We start from the raw sequence: 21348 nt of genomic DNA, 5'->3' as shown, positions 1-21348 counted from the left end.
CCGCAGGGTGCGCGAATCCGGAGCGTTCACGACGCGGCGAACGCTCGGCTCACTTGGCCAACGTAGCGCGCTCGCGCGCGATCAGGTGGTCGGCGATGCGCAGCATGTCCGGGAAGCTCTTGCCCTTGACCAGATACTTGCCGTTGACAACCAGCGACGGCGTGCCGGTGATGGTGCTGCGGGTGGCGAACTGCTTGGCGCGGTTGGTCTTGGCCGAGACGCCGAAGCTGCCCATGGTGTCGATGAAGGTCTTCTGGTCCACGCCGTACTTGGCGTAGAACGCGGCGATGTCCTGCACCGAATCCCTGCCGCGCTCGCCCTTGAGGGTCTGGTCGACATGGATGGCCTTATACAGCGCCTCGTGGGTCTTTTCCTGCACGCCCATGGTCTCGGCGGCATAGAACGCGCGGGCATAGTCGTCCCAGGGGCCGCCGAACAGCGCCGGCACGTAGACGAACTGCACGTCCGACGGCAGGCCGGCCTTCCACGGCCCGATCAGTGGCTGGAACGCGTTGCAGGCCGGGCAGACGTAGCCGAAGATCTCGGCCACTTCGATCTTGCCCGCCGCCTGCTGGTACGGCTGGCCACCCTGGATGTCCACATAGTCGGTGCCGGCGACCGGCTCCGGGCCGTTGGGCGCGCGCGGGGCGGCGCTGGGTGCGGCTGGCGGCGGGGTGGTGGCGCTTTCGCCGACAGCCGGCGGGGCCGCCGGGTCGGCCACTGGCGTGGTGGCGGCCGGCGCGGCAGCAGGCGCGGTGGTGGTGGTGGCCGGCGCGGTGTCGGAGGAGCCGTCCTGGGCCTTGCAGGCGACCAGGATCGGGAGCAGCGCCATCAGCGTCAGGGCGAAGCGGATCTTCATCGGATTGGATCTCCAGCGTGGGGCGAGGAAAGGGCCGGGTGGCCGCGGGGCGCATGATGCCACGGGTGGGCGTTGGTCACGGTTAGGTGGTTCAGCGCTTGGCCGGCCCGGCGTGTTCTCGGGCGATCAGATAGTCGGCAATCTTCAGCATCTGCGGGTAATCGCGTGCACCGATCAGGTAACGTCCGTTGACGATGAGGGCCGGCGTGCCGGGCAGCTTGCTACGCTGCGCGAACTCGCGCGCGGCCTTGAGCCTGGCGTCCACCGCTGCGCTCTTGAAGGTGTCCACGAAGCGCTGCTGCGGCACGCCGTAGTCGGCATAGAACACGGCCAGTTCGTCCGGGGCGACGTTCTGGGTCGGCACGCTCTGCTTTTCGTGGATGGCATCGAACATGGCGCGATGGCTACGCTTGGCCACGCCCAGGATGTCGGCGGTGAAGTAGGCGCGCGCGAAGGTATCCCAGAAGCCACCAAACGCCGCCGGCACCGGGGTGAAGCGCACGTAGGAAGGCTGCTTGGCTGCCCAGGCTTCCAGCGTCGGTTCGAAGTGCGCGCAGTGCGGGCAGGTATAGCCGAACACTTCCACCACTTCGACCTTGCCAGCCAGCGGCGCGTACGGCTGGCCGCCGTCGATCAGGGTGTAATCCTCGCCTTCGACCGGCACAGCCTTCTTGTCGGCGGCACAGGCCGCCAGCGGCACCAGGATCAATAGCAGCAGGGACAGACGGGAAAACAGCTTCATGCAGGCTCCGTGGGGGATGCGCGAGAGGGCGGGAAACGACGACGCCGGTCGCGGGACCGGCGTCGTGACGCGGTGGGGTGGTGGGGTGGTGGGGCGACTCAGCTCACGAGCGTGCCGGGGGGGCGTTGGCCACTTGAGCGGCGGCCGCGTCGTCGGCGCGATCGTGCAGGCCTTGCAGGTAGCTGGACAGCGCCTGGATCTCCTGCTCGGTCAGCGGCTTGGCCACCTGCGCCATGATATGGAACAGCGCTGGATTGCGCTCCTGGGTGGTGCCGGCCTGGTAGTCCTTCAGGCGCCGTGCCACGTAGTCGGCATGCTGGCCGCCCAGGCGTGGGTAGGCGGGGCCCGGGTTGCCGCCGCCGGATGGGCCATGACAGGCCATGCAGGCCGGCACGCCGCGTGCGACATCGCCGCTGCGGTAGAGCTTCTCGCCAACTTCGTAGAACTTCATTCCCTGGTACGGCCCCTCGGCAATCACCGCATCGTCGGCGACCCCGGCGGCAGACTTCTGGGTGGCGAAGTAGGCGCCCAGGTCGCGCATGTCCTGCGCGGTGAGGTCCTTGACGAAGGGCACCATCACCGCCGACATCCCACTGTTGCGCTCGCCGCTGGCGATCAGCGCCACCTGGTGTGCCACGTAGCGCTCGGTCTGGCCGGCGATGCGCGGGTACATGGCCAGGGCGGGATTGCCGTCCGGGCCGTGGCAGGCGGTACAGGCCGCGGCCTTGGTCTGGCCGGCCTTGGCATCGCCCCAGGTGGTTTTGGCCAGGTCCACCTCCAGCGGCGCAACGCGCACCGGCGGCGGATCGGGGATCGGCGTGACCGCCGACTGCGCAAACGCCACGGCCGCAATGACCGGCACGGCGAGTGCGGCGAGGACTAACACACGAGCATGGCGCATCAGCTGAAGCTCCGTATGGACCCGGCCCGCGCGCGTTGGGTGCTGGCTGTGGCAGGCGTGCCCGGATTATCGACATGCCTTCGTGCCAGGGTCAACGAACAGTGCAGCAAAACCGTCAGGCCCGAACGTGCGATCCTAGCGGGATGTCGCTCCTTATCGAACAAGCCCGCTACCACCTGTCCGCCCACACCGCCCGGCAATTGCCCGACGATGGTGGCTTCGAGGTGGCCTTCGCCGGCCGCTCCAACGCCGGAAAATCCAGCGCGCTCAATGCGCTGACCCGGCAGAACGCGCTTGCGCGCGTGTCCAAGACGCCCGGCCGCACCCAGCAATTGGTGTTTTTCCAGATCCAGCCCGAGCGCTATCTGGTGGACCTGCCAGGCTACGGTTACGCCAAGGTGCCGCAGGACCTGCAGGCGCACTGGCAGGCCTTCATCGACCGCTATTTCCGCACGCGCGAGGCCTTGCGCGGGTTGGTGGTGGTCATGGACATCCGCCACCCGCTCAAGGACTACGACCTGCAGATGCTGGGCTACGCGGCCGAACGCGGCCTGCCCGCCCACGGCTTGCTGACCAAGGCCGACAAGCTCGGCCGTGGCCAGCAGATGCAGACCCTGCAAAAGGTCAAGAAGGAAGTGACCTCGCGCTTCGGCGACAGCGTGACCGTGCAGACCTATTCGGGCGAATCGCGCCAGGGCGTGGACGAATTGCGCGGCATCGTGGGCGGCTGGCTGGGACTGGATGTGGAAGCGCCTGCCGGGCAGTGATGCCTGGCGGACGCAACCGCCGCTGTGCGCAATGCCGCGCCAGCGCCGGCCAGTGCGCGCCATGCGCATGGATGGAAATCTCAGACCCGGCCGGTGGCGGCAATTCTTCAATGCCCTGCGGGTATAGTGCGGGCCTTGCGGTGGATGGGGAGTAGCCCCACATCGTCCCACCCCCTCACGTTTGCGAGCCCGCCTTTGTCGAGTCCCAGCCACGTTGCCGAAACGCCGATCACCGAACGCGCGGAACTGGTCCAGGTGCTGGCCTCCGGCGAGAAGCCCCGCACGCACTGGCGCATCGGCACCGAGCATGAAAAGTTCGGTTTCCAGCTGGACGATCTGCGTGCGCCCGCCTTCGATGGCGCGCGTGGCATCGAGGCCTTGCTCACCGGGCTGACCCGCTTCGGCTGGGAACCGGTGCAGGAAAACGGCCGCACCATCGCGCTGTTGCGCGACGGCGCCTCGGTGACGCTGGAGCCGGCCGGCCAGCTGGAACTCTCTGGCGCGGCGGTGGAGACCCTGCACCACACCTGTGTGGAAACCGGCACCCACCTGGACGAAGTGGCTCAGGTGGCCGGCGAGTTGCAGCTGGGGTTCCTGGGCATGGGTTTCCAGCCCAAGTGGCGCCGCGACCAGATGCCGTGGATGCCCAAGGGCCGCTACCAGATCATGAAGCGCTACATGCCCAAGGTCGGTTCGCTCGGCCTGGACATGATGACGCGCACCTGCACGGTGCAGGTCAATCTGGATTACGCCACCGAAGCGGACATGGTGAAGAAGTTCCGCGTCTCGCTGGCGCTGCAGCCGATCGCCACTGCCTTGTTCGCCGATTCGCCGTTCACCGAGGGCAAGCCCAACGGCTACCTGAGCTACCGCTCGCATATCTGGACCGATACCGACGCCGACCGCACCGGCATGCTGGATTTCGTGTTCGAAGACGGCTTCAGCTACGAGCGTTACGTCGACTACCTGCTCGATGTGCCGATGTATTTTTCCTACCGCGATGGCGTCTATCACGATGCCAGCGGGCAGAGCTTCCGCGATTTCATGCAAGGCAGGCTGCCGGCGCTGCCGGGCGCGTTGCCGACGCTGCGCGACTGGTCCGACCACATGACCACCGCATTCCCGGAAGTGCGCCTGAAGAAGTATCTGGAAATGCGCGGCGCCGACGCCGGTCCGTGGGATCGCCTGTGTGCGCTATCGGCGTTCTGGGTGGGCCTGCTCTACGACGACACGGCGCTGGACGCGGCCTGGGACCTGGTCAAGAATTTCAGTCCCGCCGAGCGCCACGCACTGCGCGACGGCGTGCCCAGGCATGCGCTGGGCCTGCCGTTCCGCAATGGCACGTTGCGCGACCTGGCCGTGGAGGCGGTGAACATCGCGCGCGAAGGGCTGCGCCGCCGCGCGCAGCTCAATCGCGACGGCCAGGACGAAACCGGTTTTCTCGACGTGATCGCCGAGATCGCCGATAGCGGCGTCACCGCCGCCGAGCGCAAGCTGGCGCTGTATCACGGCGCATGGAAGGGCGATATCGATCGCGTGTTCCGCGAGTTCGCGTACTGAGCCATCGGGCGGGCGGCATCTGGTACGCGGGCGTTGCCAGCGTGGTCAGCGCCGCTCCGGCATGCACGGCAGTCGCACCGTCACCCGTAATCCGCCTTCGGCACGGTTGTCCAGACGCAGGTCGCCGCCGTGGGCCAGCACGATGCTGTGCGCCACCGACAGCCCCAGGCCGATGCCGCCGGTGCCACGGTTGCGCGAGGATTCGCCACGCACGAACGGCAGCAGCAGCTGTTCGCGTTGCATGGGATCGATGCCGGGGCCGTCGTCGTCGATCCACAGCACGCCGTCCTCGCCATCGCGCTGCAAGTGCAGGCGTGGGCGTTGGCCATATTTCAACGCGTTCTCCAGCAGGTTCATCACCGCGCGCCGCAGCGCCAGCGGGTCGCCTTCCAGGGTGATCGCCGGGCCGGGCAGCAAGGCGGCATCGGCGCCGATATCGGTGGCATTGTCGACCACGCTTTCCACCAGCAAGCGCAGATCCAGTGGCGCGCGCGCGCCGCGGTGGCGGTCGTTCTGGATGAAATCCAGCGCGGCGGAGATCATCGCCTTCATCTCTTCCAGATCGGCCAGCGCTTTCTCGCGCAGCGGCGGTTGCAGGTCGTCCAGGCGAAAGGACAGCCGTGCCAGCGGCGTGCGCAGGTCGTGGGCGATCGCCGCAACCATATGGGTACGTTCGTTGATGAGCCGGTTCAGGCGCGCCTGCATGGCATTGAACGAGTCGGCCGCGCGCACGATTTCCGGCGGACCGCTGCGTTGCAGTGCGGGGGCCTCGGGATTGCGGCCCAGGCGGTCGGCCGCTTCGGCGAAGCGCTGGATCGGTGCCGACAGCGCGCGCGAAAACCACCACGCCAGCGGCACATTGACCAGCAATCCGGCCAGGAACAGCAGCACCACATGGGTCTTGAACTCGGCCGACAGTCGGCGGGGCGGCGATTGCACGGTGCGCCAGCGGCCATCGGGCTGCTGCAGGGCTGCGGTGAAGCCATCCAGCAACGGGACCGCGGGGGTCAGGCGTTCGTTTTCCCAGTCGGCCGGCAGGCCGCTGCTGCCCTCCGATACTGCACTGCGCGCCGCATCGGCACTGGCCGGGAGGCTGCCGGCGTCGCCGCGCGCGTCGGCGCTGCGGTAGAAGCGCATGCGCTGCCGGTCCACGCCCAGCCAGTGCGCCAGCAGCATTTCCGCAACGCGGTCGCGGACCTGGCCGACCGGTGGCGACGGTGCCTGCGTGTGGTCGGTGACCGTGAGCGAGCGCGTGCCCGCAGGCATGCGCGTGGACAGCAGTGCCACCACTTCCGGTGGATGCACCGGGGGTTCGTACACGGGCGTGCGCAGGACCAACAGCGCAATGCCGACGCCCTGGGCGGTCAGCAGGGCGACCGCCAGCAATACAAACGTCCGGGCAAAGATCGACAGCCCGCGACGTGGCGAGTGGCTCACAGGCGCGAGACGCTCGGCAGCAGCATGTAGCCTTCGTTGCGCACGGTGCGGATCAGCTCGGTATGCACGCGCTCGTTGATCTTGCGGCGCAGGCGGCTGATCTGGCTGTCGATGGCGCGGTCGTAGACGTCGGTGTCGCGGCCGCGTGCGTAGTCCAGCAGCTGGTCGCGGCTGAGCACCCGCTGCGGGTGTTCGACGAAGGTGCGCAGCAGCGCGAATTCACCATCTGACAGATTGATGAAGATGCCGGTGGGGTCGCGCAGGTCACGCCGTACCACGTCCAGCCGCCAGCCGGCGAACTCGTAGACGTTGCCACGCTGGTCGGCCTGCTCGTGGCTGGCCTGGCTGCGCCGCAGCAGGGCGCGCACGCGGGCCAGCAATTCCCGCGGATTGCAGGGCTTGGCGAGGTAGTCGTCGGCACCCACTTCCAGGCCGATGATGCGGTCGGTATCGTTACCCAGCGCGCTGAGCATGATGACCGCCGGGGCACCGCGCTGGCTGGTCAGCGCGCGTGCCGCGCTCAGGCCATCTTCTCCGGGCAACATCACGTCGAGTACGATGAGGTCCGGGCGGTGCAGGGCCATGCTCTGGCGCATCTGCGCAACGCTCTCGGCCATTTCCACCTGGTAGCCATGGGCGCTGAGGAATTCGCCGATCAGTTTACGTAGATCCGGGTCGTCGTCGACGACAAGAAGGCGGGGGTGGTGCATGGGCGTGATCGTTGCCGGGGGGGCGGGAATCCCGCAAGAAGTGAGGGGTGCCGGATGCATGGTGGTTGCTGCCGCAGGCTCAAGACCAACATGATAATGGCTGAATTTGTCAACCTATGACACATGTGTGATGCAGCATGACACAACGAAGTGACAGCGTGCCCGCGTCAGCGGGCTACCTCACCGGCCAGTACGCGCCGGTGGCGGCGTTTCCGATGATGCGGGTCATCAGTCGCGACAATGGCGTGGGCCTGACCCGCGACATGGTGTTGATGGCGCAGGCGCTGCGCGCGGGCGGCGTGCCGGTGCAGGAAGTGGGCTTCACCAGCCAGCGGCTGCACGATACCGCGCGCGAGGCGCGTCTGTGGGCGGGCCGCATGGTGTTCGGGCGGGTGCCGGTGCAGATCTTTTCCGAGCGGGTCTATGCGCGTTGCCTGCCGCTGGGCCAGGTCAATCTGCTGGTCCCCAATCCGGAGTGGTTGCTGCCCAAGTGGCTGCCGTCGTTGCCGAAATTCGATGCGGTGCTGTGCAAGACCCGTCATGCCGAGCGGATCTTTCAGGGCCTTGGCTGCGTCACGCGGCATATCGGCTTCACCAGTCCAGACCGCTACGATCCGCAGGTGCCGCGCCAGCGCGCGTTCTTCCATCTGGCCGGGCGCAGCACCGCCAAGGGCACCCGGGTCTTGCTCGACACCTGGAAGCAGCACCCGCAGTGGCCGCTGCTGACGGTGGTGCAAAATCCGCGCACCGCCGGCAAGCCGGTGGTCGCGCCCAATATCCATCACCGGGTCTGCTACCTGGACGATGCCGAATTGCGCCGGCTGCAGAATGCGCATCTGTTCCACATCTGCCCCTCCGAGGCCGAGGGCTTCGGGCATTACCTGATGGAAGCGCTGAGTGTCGGGGCGATCACCCTGGCCACCGACGGCGAGCCGATGAACGAGCTGGTGCGGCCCGACCACGGTGTGCTGATTCCGGTGGCCGAGGTGCGTCAGCGGCGCTTGGCGTCGTACTACTACGTCGACAGGGCCGGCATCACGCATGCGGTGGAAACTGCGCTGGCCATGCCGCAGACAACGCTCGATCACCTGTCGGCCAACGCCCGCGCGTTCTACCAGGCCAACGATGGCGCGTTCGCCGCCAGGTTTCGCGCGGCGGTGCTGGCCTCGCAGCCCGAGTGCGTGGCAGGAGCGGCGGTTGGCGCAGCACCGATGATCGTCGAGCGCTGACCGTCTCACGGCAGCGCCTTGCAGCGGCGTCTGCAGCCGAAGATGCATGCGGGTATACTACCCCCCAGTATTCTACGTGGGGGCTGCATGCCGCATTCGCCGCTGGAAAAGAACCGCGCGCTGGCGCGGGTACGGCGCTTGCGCGGGCAGTGCGATGCGCTCGAGCGCGCGCTGCAGTCGGGCGCGGACTGCGCCCCGGTGCTGCAGCAGATCGCCGCGATCCGCGGGGCGGTCAATGGGCTGATGTCGCAGGTGCTGGAAGCGCATATCCGTGAAGATTTCGGGCATGCCGCCGCGTCCGATGCGCAACGTGCCGAGCGCGTGCAGGAGCTGCTGGGCCTGGTCCGCTCGTATCTCAAATGAATTCCCGACCGGCCGGCGCATGCCGTGCCCGTCCCCGATCATCCATCTCAGGAGTTATCGCAATGAAATCCCGTGCAGCAGTTGCATTCGGTCCCGGCAAGCCGCTGGAAATCGTCGAAATCGACGTCGCGCCGCCGCAGGCCGGCGAAGTACTGGTCCGCATCACCCATACCGGCGTGTGCCATACCGATGCCTTCACGTTGTCCGGTGACGACCCGGAAGGCATCTTCCCGGCCGTGCTCGGCCACGAAGGCGGCGGCATTGTCGAGCAGGTGGGCGAAGGTGTCACCAGCGTCAAGGTCGGCGACCACGTCATCCCGCTGTACACCGCCGAATGCCGCCAGTGCAAGTTCTGCCTGTCCGGCAAGACCAACCTGTGCCAGGCGGTGCGCGCCACCCAGGGCAAGGGCCTGATGCCGGACGGCACCACGCGCTTTTCCTATAACGGCGAGCCGATCTACCACTACATGGGCTGCAGCACCTTCAGCGAATACACCGTGGTGCCGGAGATCTCGCTGGCGGTGGTCAACCCGGAGGCGCCGCTGGAAAAAGTGTGCCTGCTCGGTTGCGGCGTCACCACCGGCATCGGTGCGGTGCACAACACCGCCAAGGTCAAGCCGGGCGACAGCGTGGCGGTGTTCGGCCTGGGCGGCATTGGGCTGGCGGTGATCCAGGGCGCGGTGCAGGCCAAGGCCGGGCGCATCCTGGCCATCGACACCAACCCTGGCAAGTTCGAGCTGGCGCGCAGCATGGGTGCCACCGACTGCATCAATCCCAAGGACTACGACAAGCCGATCCAGGACGTCATCGTCGCGCTGACCGATGGCGGCGTGGATTTCAGTTTCGAGTGCATCGGCAACGTCAACGTGATGCGTTCGGCGCTGGAGTGTTGCCACAAAGGGTGGGGTGAGAGCGTGGTCATCGGCGTGGCCGGCGCGGGCCAGGAGATCAGCACCCGCCCGTTCCAGTTGGTGACCGGGCGGGTGTGGCGCGGCAGCGCCTTCGGTGGCGTCAAGGGCCGCACGCAGTTGCCGGGCATGGTGGAGCAGTCGATGCGCGGCGAGATCGACCTGGACCCGTTCATTACCCACACCCTGCCGCTGGACGAGATCAACCATGCCTTCGACCTGATGCATGAAGGCAAGTCGATCCGCACCGTGATCCATTTCTGATCGCGCGCGCAGCGTGCGCGCGGCGGGTGCCTGCGGCAATGCCCGTACCACCCTGCGGCCGGCATTCCGGTTGCGGGGTTTCCCCATCGTAAGGACTCTTCATGGAACGTAGCGAACACCGCGCCTGTTTCGGCGGCTGGCAAGACGTGTACCGGCATCAGTCGCAGAGCCTGGGCTGCAGCATGCAGGTGGGTGTGTACCTGCCGCCGCAGGCCGCCGATGGCCCGCTGCCGGTGCTGTACTGGCTGAGCGGATTGACCTGCACCGAGCAGAACTTCATCAGCAAGGCCGGCGCGCAGCGCTACGCCGCCGAGCATGGCCTGATCCTGGTGGCGCCGGACACCAGCCCGCGCGGCGACCACGTTGCCGACGCCGAGGGCTACGACATCGGCAAGGGCGCCGGATTCTACGTCGATGCCACGCAGCAGCCGTGGGCCGCGCACTACCGCATGTACGACTATGTGGTGAACGAATTACCGGGCGTGATCGAGGCGCACTTCGCCACTACCGCTGCACGCGCGATCAGTGGTCACTCGATGGGGGGGCATGGCGCGCTCACCATCGCGCTGAAAAATCCAGGGCGTTATCGCAGCGTGTCGGCGTTTTCGCCGATCGTGGCGCCGAGCCAGGTGCCGTGGGGCGAGAAGGCGTTCGGGCAGTACCTGGGCCAGGACCGTGCTGCATGGACGGCGCATGACGCGACTGCGCTCATCGCGCAGGCATCGGAACACCTGCCACTGTTGATCGACCAGGGCGAGGCCGACGAGTTTTTCGACAGCCAGCTCAAGACCGGGCTGTTCGAAGCGGCCGCCAGGGCGGCGGGTTATCCGGTCACCGTGCGTCTGCAGCCGGGGTATGACCACAGCTATTACTTCATCGCCAGCTTCATCGGCGAGCACATCGCCCACCATGCCGCAGCGCTGCGTGGTTGAGCGTGTCGCGGCGCCGTGGGCGCCGCAGTGCGGATCGCGACGCCGGGCCCTCAACGTACGTCGCGCATTTCCCAGTGGTGACCGGCCAGGGCCTGCATGCGCAGCTTGAACAGATCGCCCGGAATGCTGGTGGTGGCCACCAGCTCGATGCGCAGATCGCGCTGTTCGCCAGTGACGCTGGCGGCTGGGTCGGTGACGCCTAGCGCGGGGTCCACCGCGTCCGGGTCGGCCTGCAGCTGACGCCAGCGATCGAACCACGCCGGGTCGCGCAGCGCCGCCTGCAACTGTTCGGCGAACGCTTGCGCACCGTGGGCATCGAAGCTCACCGACGGCGCGCTGCCACGGGCGAGCTTGGGGTCGGGCAGGCTGATTGAATAGCTGACAGGCATGCGCAGGTTCCATGGAATGACGGCGGCACCCTAACCAAGGCCGGGTGAGCACACCGTCGAGAGCGGTACGCCGCCGCGCGTGGCCTCAGGCCGCAAACCCGTGCGGCGCGGCAGCGAATCCCACTGCCAACGCGCCCTTGCCGACATTGACCATGCCGGTCAGGCTCATCACGCTCTCCAGCAGCTCCACATCATGCGACTGGCAGGCCGCCTGCAGCGCGGCATAGCCGGGCAGGCGGCGCAGCTCGGCCAGCTCGCCGCCATAGCCCACGCATACGGTGGGTGTCATCAACCCCTCGCGGATCTTGCGCACGGTAAAGCCGAACAGCTTCTCGGCCGATGGTTCGAAGCCTTTCCGCTTGGCGACCGGTGCGGTACTGCCGCGGTAGGCGCGCAGCACCGGCTTGATGTCCAGTGCACTGCAGCGCATGCGGCTACGCACCATTGCAGTGCTTCGGCGGGCTGGTAACTGCCATTGCGCGCAATGGCAAGGGAGCGCAGCGGGCACGAACTGCGCATCGGCGCACGCGCCGAGTGGAAGGTAGCGCCCGCTATGGTGCTTGGCGGGTGACGCCTGCCGGAATCGCTATAGCTCCTGCGGCGGTGCCGCTGCTAGGGTCCGACGCGCCCGCCGCAGGGTTGGGACGTCGGCATCGCAGCGATGCCGGCGCGTCGAATATCACGGAGAATCGACATGCACGACATCGCAAGCAGCCTTCCTGATTTCCATGGCGTCGAGGCACCGGCCACGCGGCCGCGCGCCCGGCGTTGGTGGAAGGCGGCATTGGTCATCGGTCTGGTGGCCCTGGCACCGGCGGCACTGGCCGGGCCGTACAAGATCTTTGGCAACCACTATGCGTGGGTCAACAACTTCAACGATCCCAACAACATCATCTAGGGCACCTTCGGCACCGGCAGCACGCCCGAGCTGACCATCACCTTCAACTTCGCCGACTACAACCTCTACGGCTACCCGGCGATCGTGCGTGGCTGGCACTACGACTGGAATCCGACCAGCGACACGCTGTTTCCCAAGCAGATTTCCTCGATCAGCGCGTTGCCGTTCAAGTTCAACTACAGCGCCGGCGGCAGCAATCTGGCGGGCGATTTCGCCTACGACATCTTCTTCCGCTGGGATACCGCCAAGGGCAACCCGCAGCTGGAAGTGATGATCTGGGGCGAGCACAACTCCTGGCCGATCGGCACGGTGACCGCCACCAAGGTCATCACCGCCGGTGGTCGCACCTTCGACCTGTGGGAAGGCTTCAACTCCGGCGCGGGCTATTACGTCTACACCTTCATCCCGACCGGCACCGCCGGCCAGCCCACGCTCAAGACCAGCGGCAGCCTCAACATCGATGCCAAGCCATTCCTGACCTGGCTGCAGAACAATCGTGCCAAGGATGGTCGTTACAGCAACAGCATGTACCTGCATGCGGCTGAAGCGGGTTTTGAAGTGGTGCGCGGCAACGGCTGGGCCAAGGTCAGCGCCACGATGGACGCGAAGTAGGCCCTAGTAGGCGAGGCGACCGGCCGCAGCGGTCGTCCGATGGTCCCCGGTGGTTGCCGGGGACTATCCCGCCTGCGTGGCTTGGGTGGCGTCGCGGATCGGCATGTACGGCGTGCCGCGCATGCCGTCGAGTCACGGCAGGCGCGTCACTTCAGGTAGGCACGCGGCAGCGCCCCGGCTGGTTGCAGGTAACGGTCGCGCAGCTCGGTCTGGCGTGAGCGCATCGGCATCTCGCGCCCGCCCAGCCACACTTGCTCGGCGTATTGCGCAACGTCCAGCGGGTCGCCTTCCCACAACACCAGGTCGGCCTGCTTGCCCACCGCAATACTGCCGATGCGATCGGCCACGCCGAAGATCTCCGCCGGCACGCGGGTCAGCCCGGCCAGGCCGGATTCCCACGGCAGGCCGTTGGCCACGGCATTGCCGGCCAGCTGGCGCAGCTTGCGTGCGTTGTGCGAGGCATCGCCGCTCTGGCTGAAGCTCACCTCCACGCCGGCGGCGCGCAGCCGCGCGGCGTTTTCCAGCGTGGCACCGACCTGGTCGAAGGTCGATGGCAGGTCCGCCAGGGCATTGACCAGCACCGGCACCTTGGCCTGGGCCAGTTGCGGCGCCAGCTTCCAGGCTTCGGCGCCCCCGGCGATGGCGATGCGTACCTTCTCGCGCTGCGCCCAGCGCAACAACTGGCGGATGTCGGCGGCCCGTTCCACCTGCACCACGATGCGGCCTTGCCCGGCCAGATACTTGGCCAGCACGCTGCGGCCCATCGGGGTCAGCAAGGCATGCGGCGAATCGGCCGGCACGCGGCCGCGCGCTTCGGCCACCAGTTGATCGAGCAGCATCCACTGCGCGGCACGCGAGCTGCCAGTCAGGTCGGAGGCTGCCGCACCAAGCCGGAGGAACAAGGCATGCGGGCCGACCGGATCCGGGCTGCCATCCAGCCGCACGATGCCACCCTGGCCGGCGATGAAGGCGCCACTGGTGGTCGCCCCCAGGGCCGTGAATCCGATACCTTCCACGCGCGCCACCGGCACCAGCACCGAGTCCGGGTTGTAGGCCAGGGTGACGTCGAATTCCGGGCGCATCGGTTGATCGGCCAGCTTGACGCCGCTGTCCACGGTGCTGTCTTCGCCGGAGACTTCTTCGATGCCGATCTCGGTGATGCCGCCGAACAGCGCCGGGGTCAGCGGCCGGCCCCTGGCGTCGATCACGCGGCCATCGGCCGGCGCCGCCAGGTTGCTGCCGATGGCGCGGATCACGCCACCCTGCACCAGCACGTCGGTGTTTTGCAGCGTGCCCTGTGCGGTGGCGGTGTGCACGGTGGCACCGCGGATCAGCACCTGCTGGGCGGCGGCGGGCAAGGCCAGCGCCGCGAGCAGCAGGGCTGACAGTGCGCGCAAACGCGGGCGATCTATGCGTGTGCGGCTCATCGTGCCACCTCCTGGCCGAGCATGAAGTCCGAGACCGGCTGCAATGCGCGGTTGTGGCGGTCGTAGACCTGCGCACCGTCGATGTACACCTGTTCGGCCAGCGCGTAGGAGCTGAAGGGGTTGCCGTTCCACACCACCACATCGCCCATCTTGCCCGGCTCCAATGCGCCGGTCTGCTGCTCGATGCCCAGTGCCTTGGCCGCGTTGCTGGTGAGCCAGCGGATGGCGCGTTCGGGCGCAATCTCCATGCCGCTGCGGCGCGCGTTGGCAATCACCTTGGCGGCCTCCTGGTTCAACCGCTGGATGCCTTCTTCCGAATCCGAATGCACGATGGCGCAGCTGTTGGCCGGGCGGTCGACCATGGCGATGTTTTCCTGGATGCCGTCGAAGGCTTCCATCTTGAAGCCCCACCAGTCGGCCCACAGCGCGCCGCAGACGTTTTCCTGCGCCAGCCGGTCGGCCAGTTTGTAGGCCTCCACGCCGTGATGGAAGGCGGCGATGTGGAAGCCGAATTCCTTGGACAGGTCCAGCATGGTGGCCATTTCGTCGGCGCGGTAGCAGTGGATGTGCACGCGGATATCGCCATTGATGGCGCCAGCCAGCGTGTCGAGCTTGAGGTCGCGCTTGCCGCCGGCATCGCCGCTGCTGTCGTTGTCGCCGCCGCGGCTCCACCAGTGGCGCTTCTTTTCGCTGTTCTTCTTCGGTGCGTTCTTCTGCAGGTAGTCGGCCGCATCGATGAAGGCGGCGCGGTAGCCGGCCACATTGCCCATGCGGGTGCCGGGGCCGCCCTTCTCGCCATAAACGCGCTTGGGATTCTCGCCGCAGGCCATCTTCAGGCCCCATGGCGCGCCCGGGAATTTCATGCCCTGGTAAGTGGTGGAGGCCACGTTCTTCAGCGTGACGCCGCGCCCGCCGATCAGGTTGGCCGAGCCGGGCAGGATCTGCAGCGAGGTGATGCCGCCAGCCAGCGCCGTGCCGAAGCCCGGGTCCTGCGGCCAGATCGAATGTTCGGCCCAGACGTTGGGGGTGACGGGCGCGGTCATCTCGTTGCCATCGCTGTGCGCGCTGACGCCGGGGCTGGGATACACGCCCAGATGCGAGTGCACGTCGATGATACCGGGGGTGACCCATTTGCCGGTGCCGTCGATGCGACGGGCATCGACAGGTGCCTGGAGTGCGCGGCCTACCGCAGCCACCTTACCGTCGCGCAGCAGCACGTCGGCATCGTCCAGCCGCTCGCCGGTGCCGGTCAGGACCGTGGCGTGCTGGATCAGCACCGGACCGGACGCCAGCGCGTGGTAGGTACTGGGGTAGGGGTCTTGCACGAAACGCGATGCCGCCGACGCAGGCCCGCACAACAACGCCGCGCCAAGGGCGGCGAACAGGATGGAACGCATGGATTTCCCCGGTGACACGAAAGCGTAGGCCGCAAACCTAGCCGCCTGCGACCGGATTGCCAAGTGCTGGCGCTACACCGTGGCGGCTCCATCACCTGCGTCGGTGCATGCTGGGCCATCTTCACCAAGGGAAACGTCGATGGTCGCCAAGTCAGAGCGCAACAAGCAGGCCGATGTGGTGCTGGCGTTCTGGGAGCTGGCCGGCTCGGCCCGCTGGTTCACCCATAACGACGCATTCGACGCAAATTTCCGCCAGCACTTCAGTGAGCAACACTTTGCCGCCGCACGCGGCGAGTACGCGCACTGGATGGAGCGTGCCGAAGATGCGCTGGCGCTGCTGATCCTGCTCGACCAGTTTCCGCGCAATGCCTTTCGCGGCAGCGCGCATGCCTATGCCACCGACGGCCTGGCATTGCACTGCGCCAAGCACGCCCTGGCCCGCAGATTCGATCAGCAGGTATCGGCGCCATTGCGACTGTTTTTCTACCTGCCGTTCGAGCATGCCGAGGATCTGCAGGAGCAGGCGCGTGCGGTGCAGCTGATGACCGCCTTGGACGATGCACAGGCCACCGGCTGGGCACTGGAGCACCAGCAGATCATCCAACGCTTCGGCCGCTTTCCGCATCGCAATGCGGTGCTGGGGCGCCCCACCACGGCCGAGGAACAACAATTCCTGGATGAGGGTGGGTTTGCCGGTTGAGTGATGGCCTCAACTACCCTGGTTGAGGGTCCGGTAAAGCGGGTACCAATGCACAGGAAGTGCCATTAGAAGGACACGCCAACACAACGCGGGAACGGCGATCAGCTCGCTGCAGCCGCATGTGATGTGAGTCGTTCCAGGGCGATGCCCAAGGCGCGGTCGTTGAACAATCTGTCTTTGCGCGCGGCTGCATCTGGGCCGCCCGGCCAGTGGCGAATCCCCTCGCGGATATCTGCCACTTGCGCAGAGATGCCCTCCCGTACGACCAACCAGTCAATGGTTGCCAGCAACTCCATGCCAAAAGGAGATTCAAAGCCATCGATCAAGGCTGCAGTGGCTTCCAGTGCAGGGGCATACTGCTTGGCTTCGCTCTTGAGATAGCTCTGCACAAAGCTTTTGCGAGAATCATCGAACCAGATGACATCCAGGGGGTCTGCGTCTCCGATTCGCTTGTCACAGTGAAGATAACTGCCGTCCAGCCCATCCAGCAGGTGGCGCAGACGATCGGTATATGGCCCGTACCGGTGTGGCGCAAAGCGCAAATCCAACGTAGGCAAGCCGGCGCGCTCGATATTGCGTTCAAGGAACCAGGCAAGCTTCTGGATCTCCAACAGGCTGCATTCCACGCCTAGCACCAAGTAGCGACGTACCAGTTCGGCAATCAATGCGCGCGCTGGAGTCAGCTTCTCCACGCCGGAACGCTTTGCGACATTTTGATATCTTGGAGTGGGTTCGAATACGAGAATATTGGTATCTAGCCCGGCAAGCGCCTCTTCGATCAGTGGGCGCACGTCGGCCCAGTCCAAGCCTCCATTGCCGGCGCCCAGCGGCGGGATGGCAATCGACTCGACCTTGTTTTCGATCAGGAACAGGCGCAGATCCTGCAACCCGTCGGTAATCCATTCGATTCGTGAATCGCCACGCCAGTGCTGTTTGGTCGGGAAATTGATAATCCAGCGTGGTCCGTCCAGTTCGCTGGTCGCAGTGACGAACATCTTGCCGATCTGCACTTCTTTTGCCTTGCAGGCTGCTGCATATCGGAGGAAGTTTTCGTTGAAGCGCTCCTTGAACATCAGCGCGATGCCCTTACCCATCACTCCAACGGTGTTGACAGTGTTGACCAACGCCTCGACGCGCGCCTGCAGTAGATTGCCTTGCGTAAACGTAATCATCAGAAGTACCACTCGGTGCGGGCATGCACGGAAAGTGCAAGGTTTCGGGCTTCAAGCTGACGTTCGATGGAACGCTTCATGTCGTCCGTATAACACACGATGCCGAGCAAGCCGTCGACGGGCAGGTGTCGGTGGACCAGCGCTTCGGCCTGATATCGTTCGAACTTGGCCGGATCCTCCTGATCGCGGCGAAAATCGCGCGCCTGGATCAGCGACCAGTCGATCGTGTCCAGATTGGTCAAATCGGAATGGAACGTTGTCAACTGATAGTAGGCATGACTATCGGTGAACAGGAAGGGCCACCCACGTGCCTTGACATGATGCAAGCTGGACACAAGGATCACAATTTCATCGTTAGCGCGTTGTTGGATGCCTCCCCAGCCGGTCTGGATGTTGCGAAGCATTGGCGAAAATGGAGTGAAGTAGAAGGGCACGTAATCGTTCAGGAAGCCGCCGGGTGTAAGCGGCACAGGATGACAGGCGCGCTTGTCGATCAATTCAGGATTGCCGATGCTTACCCAGCCCGGACTACGCGCGCTGCCGTTACCGCAATGCAGGCCGTTGTCCAGAATCCAAGGCAGATTATCGCGGTGGACGATGCGCCAGATCAGGGCTTTGTCTGGATTGAGGTTGAGGTAGCGCCTAGACATCGGTCAGTCCTGATCCCTATGGCCTAGAGTGGCTGAAGCAAAAGCCAGTGTGTACAGACGACAGACGGAATTTTCCGGATGCGATGGAACTTGCCGGTCGGGCTTGACGTGCCAGGTGACCGGCGTCTCTAAGTGGGCACAATTTTGCCGGGTACTCGGCCGGAGCTGGCTTGCAACGAGAAACGGACGCTTACTGGAGCGCCCGTTCCAATGTGTGGTGATGGCTGCACGGCTGCGGCTCGTGTGTGCTCAGTATTTCGCCACGCCGTTGTCCACGGCGTCCGACCACGCGTCGATACCGCCGGTGACGTTGTAGACGTTGGTAAAGCCCAGGCCGCGGAAATGCTCGGCCGCCTGCAGGCTGCGGCCACCACGGTGGCACAGAAACGCCAGTGGGGTGTCCTTGGGCAGTTGCTCGATGGCTGCGCGCTCGTGCGCATCCAGGGTACGGAACGGCGCGGCCACCGTGGCCAGTGCGCGTTCGTCGGCCGGGCGCACGTCTACCAGGGTCAGGCTGCCGGCCTTGAGGCGGTCGTCGGCATCGCGCACCGACAGCTCCTGCACCGGCTTGGGCGCATTCGGGTTGTCGATGGCCAAGCCGCGACCGCGGATGTCGTCGACCCAGTCGATGGTGATGCCATCGGCGCGGCGCGCGCTGGCCAGGTCGAACTGCACGCGCAGGCCATTGGATTCGGCCGCGATGGCGTTCGGGTTGGTCGGCGCCAGCTGGAAATTGGGCTGGAAGTTGGCGTCGATGGCCAGCGTCAGCGACGCATCCGGCGCATCGGCCAGCGCACCCTTGAGCATGTCCACCGCCGCCGGGGTGATGGTGATCTTGGGCGGGCTGCGGTCCGGCGCCTGCAGGCCGAGCAGGCTGCTCAGCTCGCCGCTGTCGGCCATCTGCACGATGATGTCGCTGCCGCCGACCAGCTCGCCGTCCACGTACAGTTGCGGAATGGTCGGCCAATCGCCATAGGCCTTGATGCCTTCGCGGATGTCCTGGTCGGCCAGCACGTTGACGTGGGCATAGTCGATGCCCAGCCCGTCCAGCACGCCGACCGCCTTGGCCGAAAAACCACACTGCGGCATGCCGGGCTGGCCTTTCATGAAGAGCACCACGCGGCTGGATTGCAGCAGCGTATCGATACGGGAACGCAGGGCGGGATCGAGGGACATGGCAGCGCTTCGGTCGGGTCGTGGAGGCCGCCCATTCTACGCCGCATGGCATCATGCGGCATGACCACGCCGGAAACGCTGTATCGCACCCCCTCGCGGCCGTACCGCTGGGTTGGCCTGTTCGCCTGCTCGCAGGTGGCGGTGGCGCTGCTGTGGTGGCACTTGGGCTGGACCTGGGGGCTGCCTGCGCTGCTGCTGTCGCATGCGCTGTTCGTGGTGCCGGTATTCCTGCCGCGTGCGCGGCTGTACGCGCCGGTGCTGGCGCAGCTGCCCGGCCACGCGCCGCAGGTGTGGCTGACCATCGACGATGGCCCGTCCGACGACACGCCGGCCATCCTTGCGTTGCTGGATGCCTATGATGCCAAGGCCACGTTTTTCGTGGTCGGCGCCCGCGCCGCGCAGCGGCCAGAGCTGGTCTGCGAGATGGTGCGGCGCGGGCATGGCATCGGCAATCACAGCCAGACCCATCCGCAGGCCTGGTTCTGGGCCTTGGGCCCGCGCCGCATGGCCCAGGAGATCGGCCTGGCGCAGCGCACCCTGGCGGCCATCACCGGGCAGGCGCCGCGGCTGTACCGCTCGGTGGTCGGCATGACCAACCCCTTCGTCGCCTCGCCGTTGCGTGCGCATGGGCTGACCCGGGTGGCCTGGAGTGCGCGTGGGTTTGATGGCGTGCGCTGCGAGCCGGAGGCCACCGTGGCGCGCATCGTGCGCGACCTGCATCCGGGTGCCATCGTCTTGCTGCACGAAGGCGCTGCGCACGGCCACAATCCCACCATCCTGCGCGGCGTGCTGCAAGCGATGCAGGCGCGTGGGCTTGCAGGGCGGCGTCCGGATTGAGCCACACGGCAACACGTCCGCGGTGGGTGCCCGCAATGCGATATAGCGTGGCGGCCGCCGCGGCGCGCGACGTGTACAAGCTATCGGCATCGCATGCAGGCATGCACGCCGTCTGTGTTCGCGTGGGGGCGCCACGACCGACCTGGACGCCCGGACGATCGCCGGCGCCTTCCGATGGCGCCTTCGGCGATACGAACGCTCAGCGCGGTTCGGCCACGATCAGCCAGTTGTTGAACGGCGTATTGCCGTACAGCGGCGCAAACGTGGCGCGCAGGCCTGCAGCATCCAGCTGGGCCTGCAGGCTGTCGCGGGTGGGATAACTGCGCGGCATGCGTTGCATCCAGCCGCTCAGGTGCGCCAGCACGTCGGTGACCCGGCTGGTGCGGCCGCGCCGGCTGTCGTCGCCCAGCGCACTGCGGATCACCAGCTTGGCGCCTGGGGTCAGCATCTGCGCCACGCTGCGCAGCAGGCCGGCCTGCATGTCCGACTGCAGATACTGCAGCACATCCAGGATGGTCACGCTGCCCTGGTGCTGCGGCCATGCCAGGCTCAGGTCGACCACTTCGAAACGGGTGTTGCCCAGCGCCGAACGCTGTGCGATGTGTTGCGCGCGGCGAATCTTGGAGGCGTCCACATCCACGCCGTAGTACGCCAGCGCTTGGCCATCGGCGCGCAGGGCATGGGCCAGCAGGCCCAGCCCGCAGCCCAGGTCCAGCACCGGCGCGGTAGTGCTGCGCAGCTGCGCCAGCACGCCCGGATACAGTGGGTCGGTGCGCAGCTTGGCCTGGGTGTAGTAGTAATCGTAGCGGTTGCCCAGCGGATGCCGGGGCAGGAAGGCACGTGCAATCGCCAGCGCCTGTGCGCGGCTCATCGGTTGGGTAGCGGGGCTGTGCAATGTCGTTCCTTGGCAATCAGGCGTGTTGCGCGGGTAGCTTATGAATCAGGCGCGTAAGCGCCACTGTGGTCCGCCCTCGGCAATCTGCACCGTGAGCTATTTGCATGAGCCTTGTGTCAGGCAATCACTTGCCGGAACTCGATGACGTAGTTTTCGCCATCGATGTTGGCTACCCGCCCGATCAAATCATCTCGTACAGCGAATGTCTTGGGAACCTTGCTGCCATCCTCGCCATGCTGGATGCGCTCTGGCTGCAGGGCTCTAGCGAGAATAAGATGCACCGCCGCATCCGTATCGTACGCTCGCGTCACGTTAGCGCGGAATTCACGGTTGCCTGGCCCGGACCAACGATCGAATCGATCCTCGAATGCTAGAACTCCCGAGCCAGGACGGGTGGCGTGGTGATCCCAAAGGCTTACCACCAATATGTTTTCTGCGGCCCAGGAGCTGACGGACCAGTTGACGTTCTTGAGTACTGCCCCGTATCTGCGAAAAGCTTCGGAAATCCCGATTTTCATTACGA

Annotated in this window: 21 protein-coding genes and 2 pseudogenes; 9 read left to right on the top strand and 14 right to left on the bottom strand. The window is 66.2% G+C overall.

Features of this window, described 5'->3' with window-relative positions; genetic code table 11:
* Positions 1 to 49: 49 nt before the first annotated feature.
* The 3 genes from ACCQ13_RS16180 to ACCQ13_RS16170 all read right to left on the bottom strand — a co-directional run bounded on the left by ACCQ13_RS16180 (position 50) and on the right by ACCQ13_RS16170 (position 2502).
* The gene (locus tag ACCQ13_RS16180) at positions 50 to 859 is read right to left on the bottom strand and encodes a thiol:disulfide interchange protein DsbA/DsbL (protein WP_104602403.1); all 810 of its coding nucleotides are present in this window, start codon (positions 857 to 859) and stop codon (positions 50 to 52) included.
* A gap of 91 nt (positions 860 to 950) precedes the next feature.
* Complete coding sequence (locus ACCQ13_RS16175) at positions 951 to 1601, bottom strand: thiol:disulfide interchange protein DsbA/DsbL (protein ID WP_104602402.1); 651 nt, start codon at positions 1599 to 1601, stop codon at positions 951 to 953.
* Between the two features lie 103 nt (positions 1602 to 1704).
* Positions 1705 to 2502, bottom strand: coding sequence for a c-type cytochrome (locus ACCQ13_RS16170; protein WP_167526942.1), 798 nt, complete (start codon positions 2500 to 2502; stop codon positions 1705 to 1707).
* Positions 2503 to 2645: 143 nt separating this feature from the next.
* Between ACCQ13_RS16170 and yihA the strand changes: the two genes are divergently transcribed.
* Positions 2646 to 3269, top strand: a complete 624-nt coding sequence (yihA, locus tag ACCQ13_RS16165; RefSeq protein ID WP_159407558.1) for a ribosome biogenesis GTP-binding protein YihA/YsxC — start codon at positions 2646 to 2648, stop codon at positions 3267 to 3269.
* 195 nt (positions 3270 to 3464) lie between these two features.
* Entirely contained in the window at positions 3465 to 4829 is a 1365-nt protein-coding gene (locus ACCQ13_RS16160; protein WP_104602400.1) for a glutamate--cysteine ligase, read from the top strand.
* 45 nt (positions 4830 to 4874) lie between these two features.
* Here ACCQ13_RS16160 and ACCQ13_RS16155 read toward each other — a convergent pair whose 3' ends face one another.
* Together ACCQ13_RS16155 and ACCQ13_RS16150 are read right to left on the bottom strand one after the other, a co-directional pair.
* On the bottom strand, positions 4875 to 6266 hold the full coding sequence (locus ACCQ13_RS16155; RefSeq protein WP_104602399.1) for an ATP-binding protein: 1392 nt from the start codon (positions 6264 to 6266) through the stop codon (positions 4875 to 4877).
* Positions 6263 to 6976, bottom strand: a complete 714-nt coding sequence (locus tag ACCQ13_RS16150) for a response regulator (protein WP_104602398.1) — start codon at positions 6974 to 6976, stop codon at positions 6263 to 6265. Before ACCQ13_RS16150 ends, ACCQ13_RS16155 begins: the two co-directional genes overlap by 4 nt.
* A 137-nt stretch (positions 6977 to 7113) precedes the next feature.
* On the opposite strand from ACCQ13_RS16150, the gene ACCQ13_RS16145 reads away from it, so the two are divergent.
* The 4 genes from ACCQ13_RS16145 to fghA all read left to right on the top strand — a co-directional run bounded on the left by ACCQ13_RS16145 (position 7114) and on the right by fghA (position 10672).
* Positions 7114 to 8205, top strand: a complete 1092-nt coding sequence (locus ACCQ13_RS16145) for a glycosyltransferase (protein WP_159407557.1) — start codon at positions 7114 to 7116, stop codon at positions 8203 to 8205.
* A gap of 87 nt (positions 8206 to 8292) precedes the next feature.
* Positions 8293 to 8568 (top strand): metal/formaldehyde-sensitive transcriptional repressor, encoded by a 276-nt coding sequence (locus ACCQ13_RS16140; RefSeq protein WP_104602397.1) that lies wholly within the window; start codon positions 8293 to 8295, stop codon positions 8566 to 8568.
* 62 nt (positions 8569 to 8630) lie between these two features.
* On the top strand, positions 8631 to 9740 hold the full coding sequence (locus ACCQ13_RS16135; protein ID WP_159407556.1) for an S-(hydroxymethyl)glutathione dehydrogenase/class III alcohol dehydrogenase: 1110 nt from the start codon (positions 8631 to 8633) through the stop codon (positions 9738 to 9740).
* Between the two features lie 101 nt (positions 9741 to 9841).
* A complete protein-coding gene (fghA, locus tag ACCQ13_RS16130) occupies positions 9842 to 10672 on the top strand; it encodes an S-formylglutathione hydrolase (RefSeq protein ID WP_159407555.1) in 831 nt (276 codons plus the stop codon).
* Positions 10673 to 10722: 50 nt separating this feature from the next.
* Here fghA and ACCQ13_RS16125 read toward each other — a convergent pair whose 3' ends face one another.
* Both ACCQ13_RS16125 and ACCQ13_RS16120 read right to left on the bottom strand, forming a co-directional pair.
* On the bottom strand, positions 10723 to 11061 hold the full coding sequence (locus ACCQ13_RS16125; RefSeq protein ID WP_167526941.1) for a hypothetical protein: 339 nt from the start codon (positions 11059 to 11061) through the stop codon (positions 10723 to 10725).
* 85 nt (positions 11062 to 11146) lie between these two features.
* Positions 11147 to 11482 (bottom strand): annotated as a pseudogene (locus ACCQ13_RS16120) (DegV family protein); the annotation flags it as partial.
* Positions 11483 to 11755: 273 nt separating this feature from the next.
* Here ACCQ13_RS16120 and ACCQ13_RS16115 point away from each other — a divergent pair.
* Positions 11756 to 12571 (top strand): annotated as a pseudogene (locus ACCQ13_RS16115) (GH12 family glycosyl hydrolase domain-containing protein).
* A 146-nt stretch (positions 12572 to 12717) separates the two neighbouring features.
* On the opposite strand, the gene ACCQ13_RS16110 reads toward ACCQ13_RS16115, so the two are convergent.
* Together ACCQ13_RS16110 and ACCQ13_RS16105 are read right to left on the bottom strand one after the other, a co-directional pair.
* Positions 12718 to 13998 (bottom strand): amidohydrolase family protein, encoded by a 1281-nt coding sequence (locus ACCQ13_RS16110; protein WP_159407554.1) that lies wholly within the window; start codon positions 13996 to 13998, stop codon positions 12718 to 12720.
* Positions 13995 to 15395, bottom strand: a complete 1401-nt coding sequence (locus ACCQ13_RS16105) for an amidohydrolase (protein ID WP_159407553.1) — start codon at positions 15393 to 15395, stop codon at positions 13995 to 13997. Before ACCQ13_RS16105 ends, ACCQ13_RS16110 begins: the two co-directional genes overlap by 4 nt.
* Positions 15396 to 15534: 139 nt before the next feature.
* On the opposite strand from ACCQ13_RS16105, the gene ACCQ13_RS16100 reads away from it, so the two are divergent.
* Entirely contained in the window at positions 15535 to 16095 is a 561-nt protein-coding gene (locus ACCQ13_RS16100) for a DUF924 family protein (RefSeq protein ID WP_104602391.1), read from the top strand.
* Positions 16096 to 16196: 101 nt separating this feature from the next.
* Here ACCQ13_RS16100 and darG read toward each other — a convergent pair whose 3' ends face one another.
* The 3 genes from darG to grxD form a co-directional block, all read right to left on the bottom strand.
* Entirely contained in the window at positions 16197 to 17267 is a 1071-nt protein-coding gene (gene darG, locus ACCQ13_RS16095; protein ID WP_159407552.1) for a type II toxin-antitoxin system antitoxin DNA ADP-ribosyl glycohydrolase DarG, read from the bottom strand.
* The gene (gene darT / locus ACCQ13_RS16090) at positions 17267 to 17917 is read right to left on the bottom strand and encodes a type II toxin-antitoxin system toxin DNA ADP-ribosyl transferase DarT (RefSeq protein WP_104602389.1); all 651 of its coding nucleotides are present in this window, start codon (positions 17915 to 17917) and stop codon (positions 17267 to 17269) included. Before darT ends, darG begins: the two co-directional genes overlap by 1 nt.
* 249 nt (positions 17918 to 18166) lie before the next feature.
* Positions 18167 to 19093: a Grx4 family monothiol glutaredoxin gene (gene grxD, locus ACCQ13_RS16085; RefSeq protein ID WP_104602388.1), complete on the bottom strand. Its 927-nt coding sequence runs from the start codon at positions 19091 to 19093 to the stop codon at positions 18167 to 18169.
* Between the two features lie 45 nt (positions 19094 to 19138).
* Between grxD and ACCQ13_RS16080 the strand changes: the two genes are divergently transcribed.
* Positions 19139 to 19930 (top strand): polysaccharide deacetylase family protein, encoded by a 792-nt coding sequence (locus ACCQ13_RS16080; RefSeq protein ID WP_208800396.1) that lies wholly within the window; start codon positions 19139 to 19141, stop codon positions 19928 to 19930.
* A 199-nt stretch (positions 19931 to 20129) separates the two neighbouring features.
* On the opposite strand, the gene ACCQ13_RS16075 is transcribed toward ACCQ13_RS16080, so the two are convergent.
* A complete protein-coding gene (locus ACCQ13_RS16075; RefSeq protein WP_104602386.1) occupies positions 20130 to 20801 on the bottom strand; it encodes a methyltransferase in 672 nt (223 codons plus the stop codon).
* Between the two features lie 140 nt (positions 20802 to 20941).
* Complete coding sequence (locus tag ACCQ13_RS16070; protein WP_159407551.1) at positions 20942 to 21343, bottom strand: hypothetical protein; 402 nt, start codon at positions 21341 to 21343, stop codon at positions 20942 to 20944.
* Positions 21344 to 21348 lie beyond the last annotated feature (5 nt).

This window comes from Xanthomonas sp. NCPPB 1638 (assembly GCF_041475635.2).
GTDB classification, from domain to species: domain Bacteria; phylum Pseudomonadota; class Gammaproteobacteria; order Xanthomonadales; family Xanthomonadaceae; genus Xanthomonas; species Xanthomonas cucurbitae.
The sequence above is the reverse complement of the archived record's forward strand: the minus strand, read 5'-3'. Positions and strand labels throughout refer to the sequence as shown.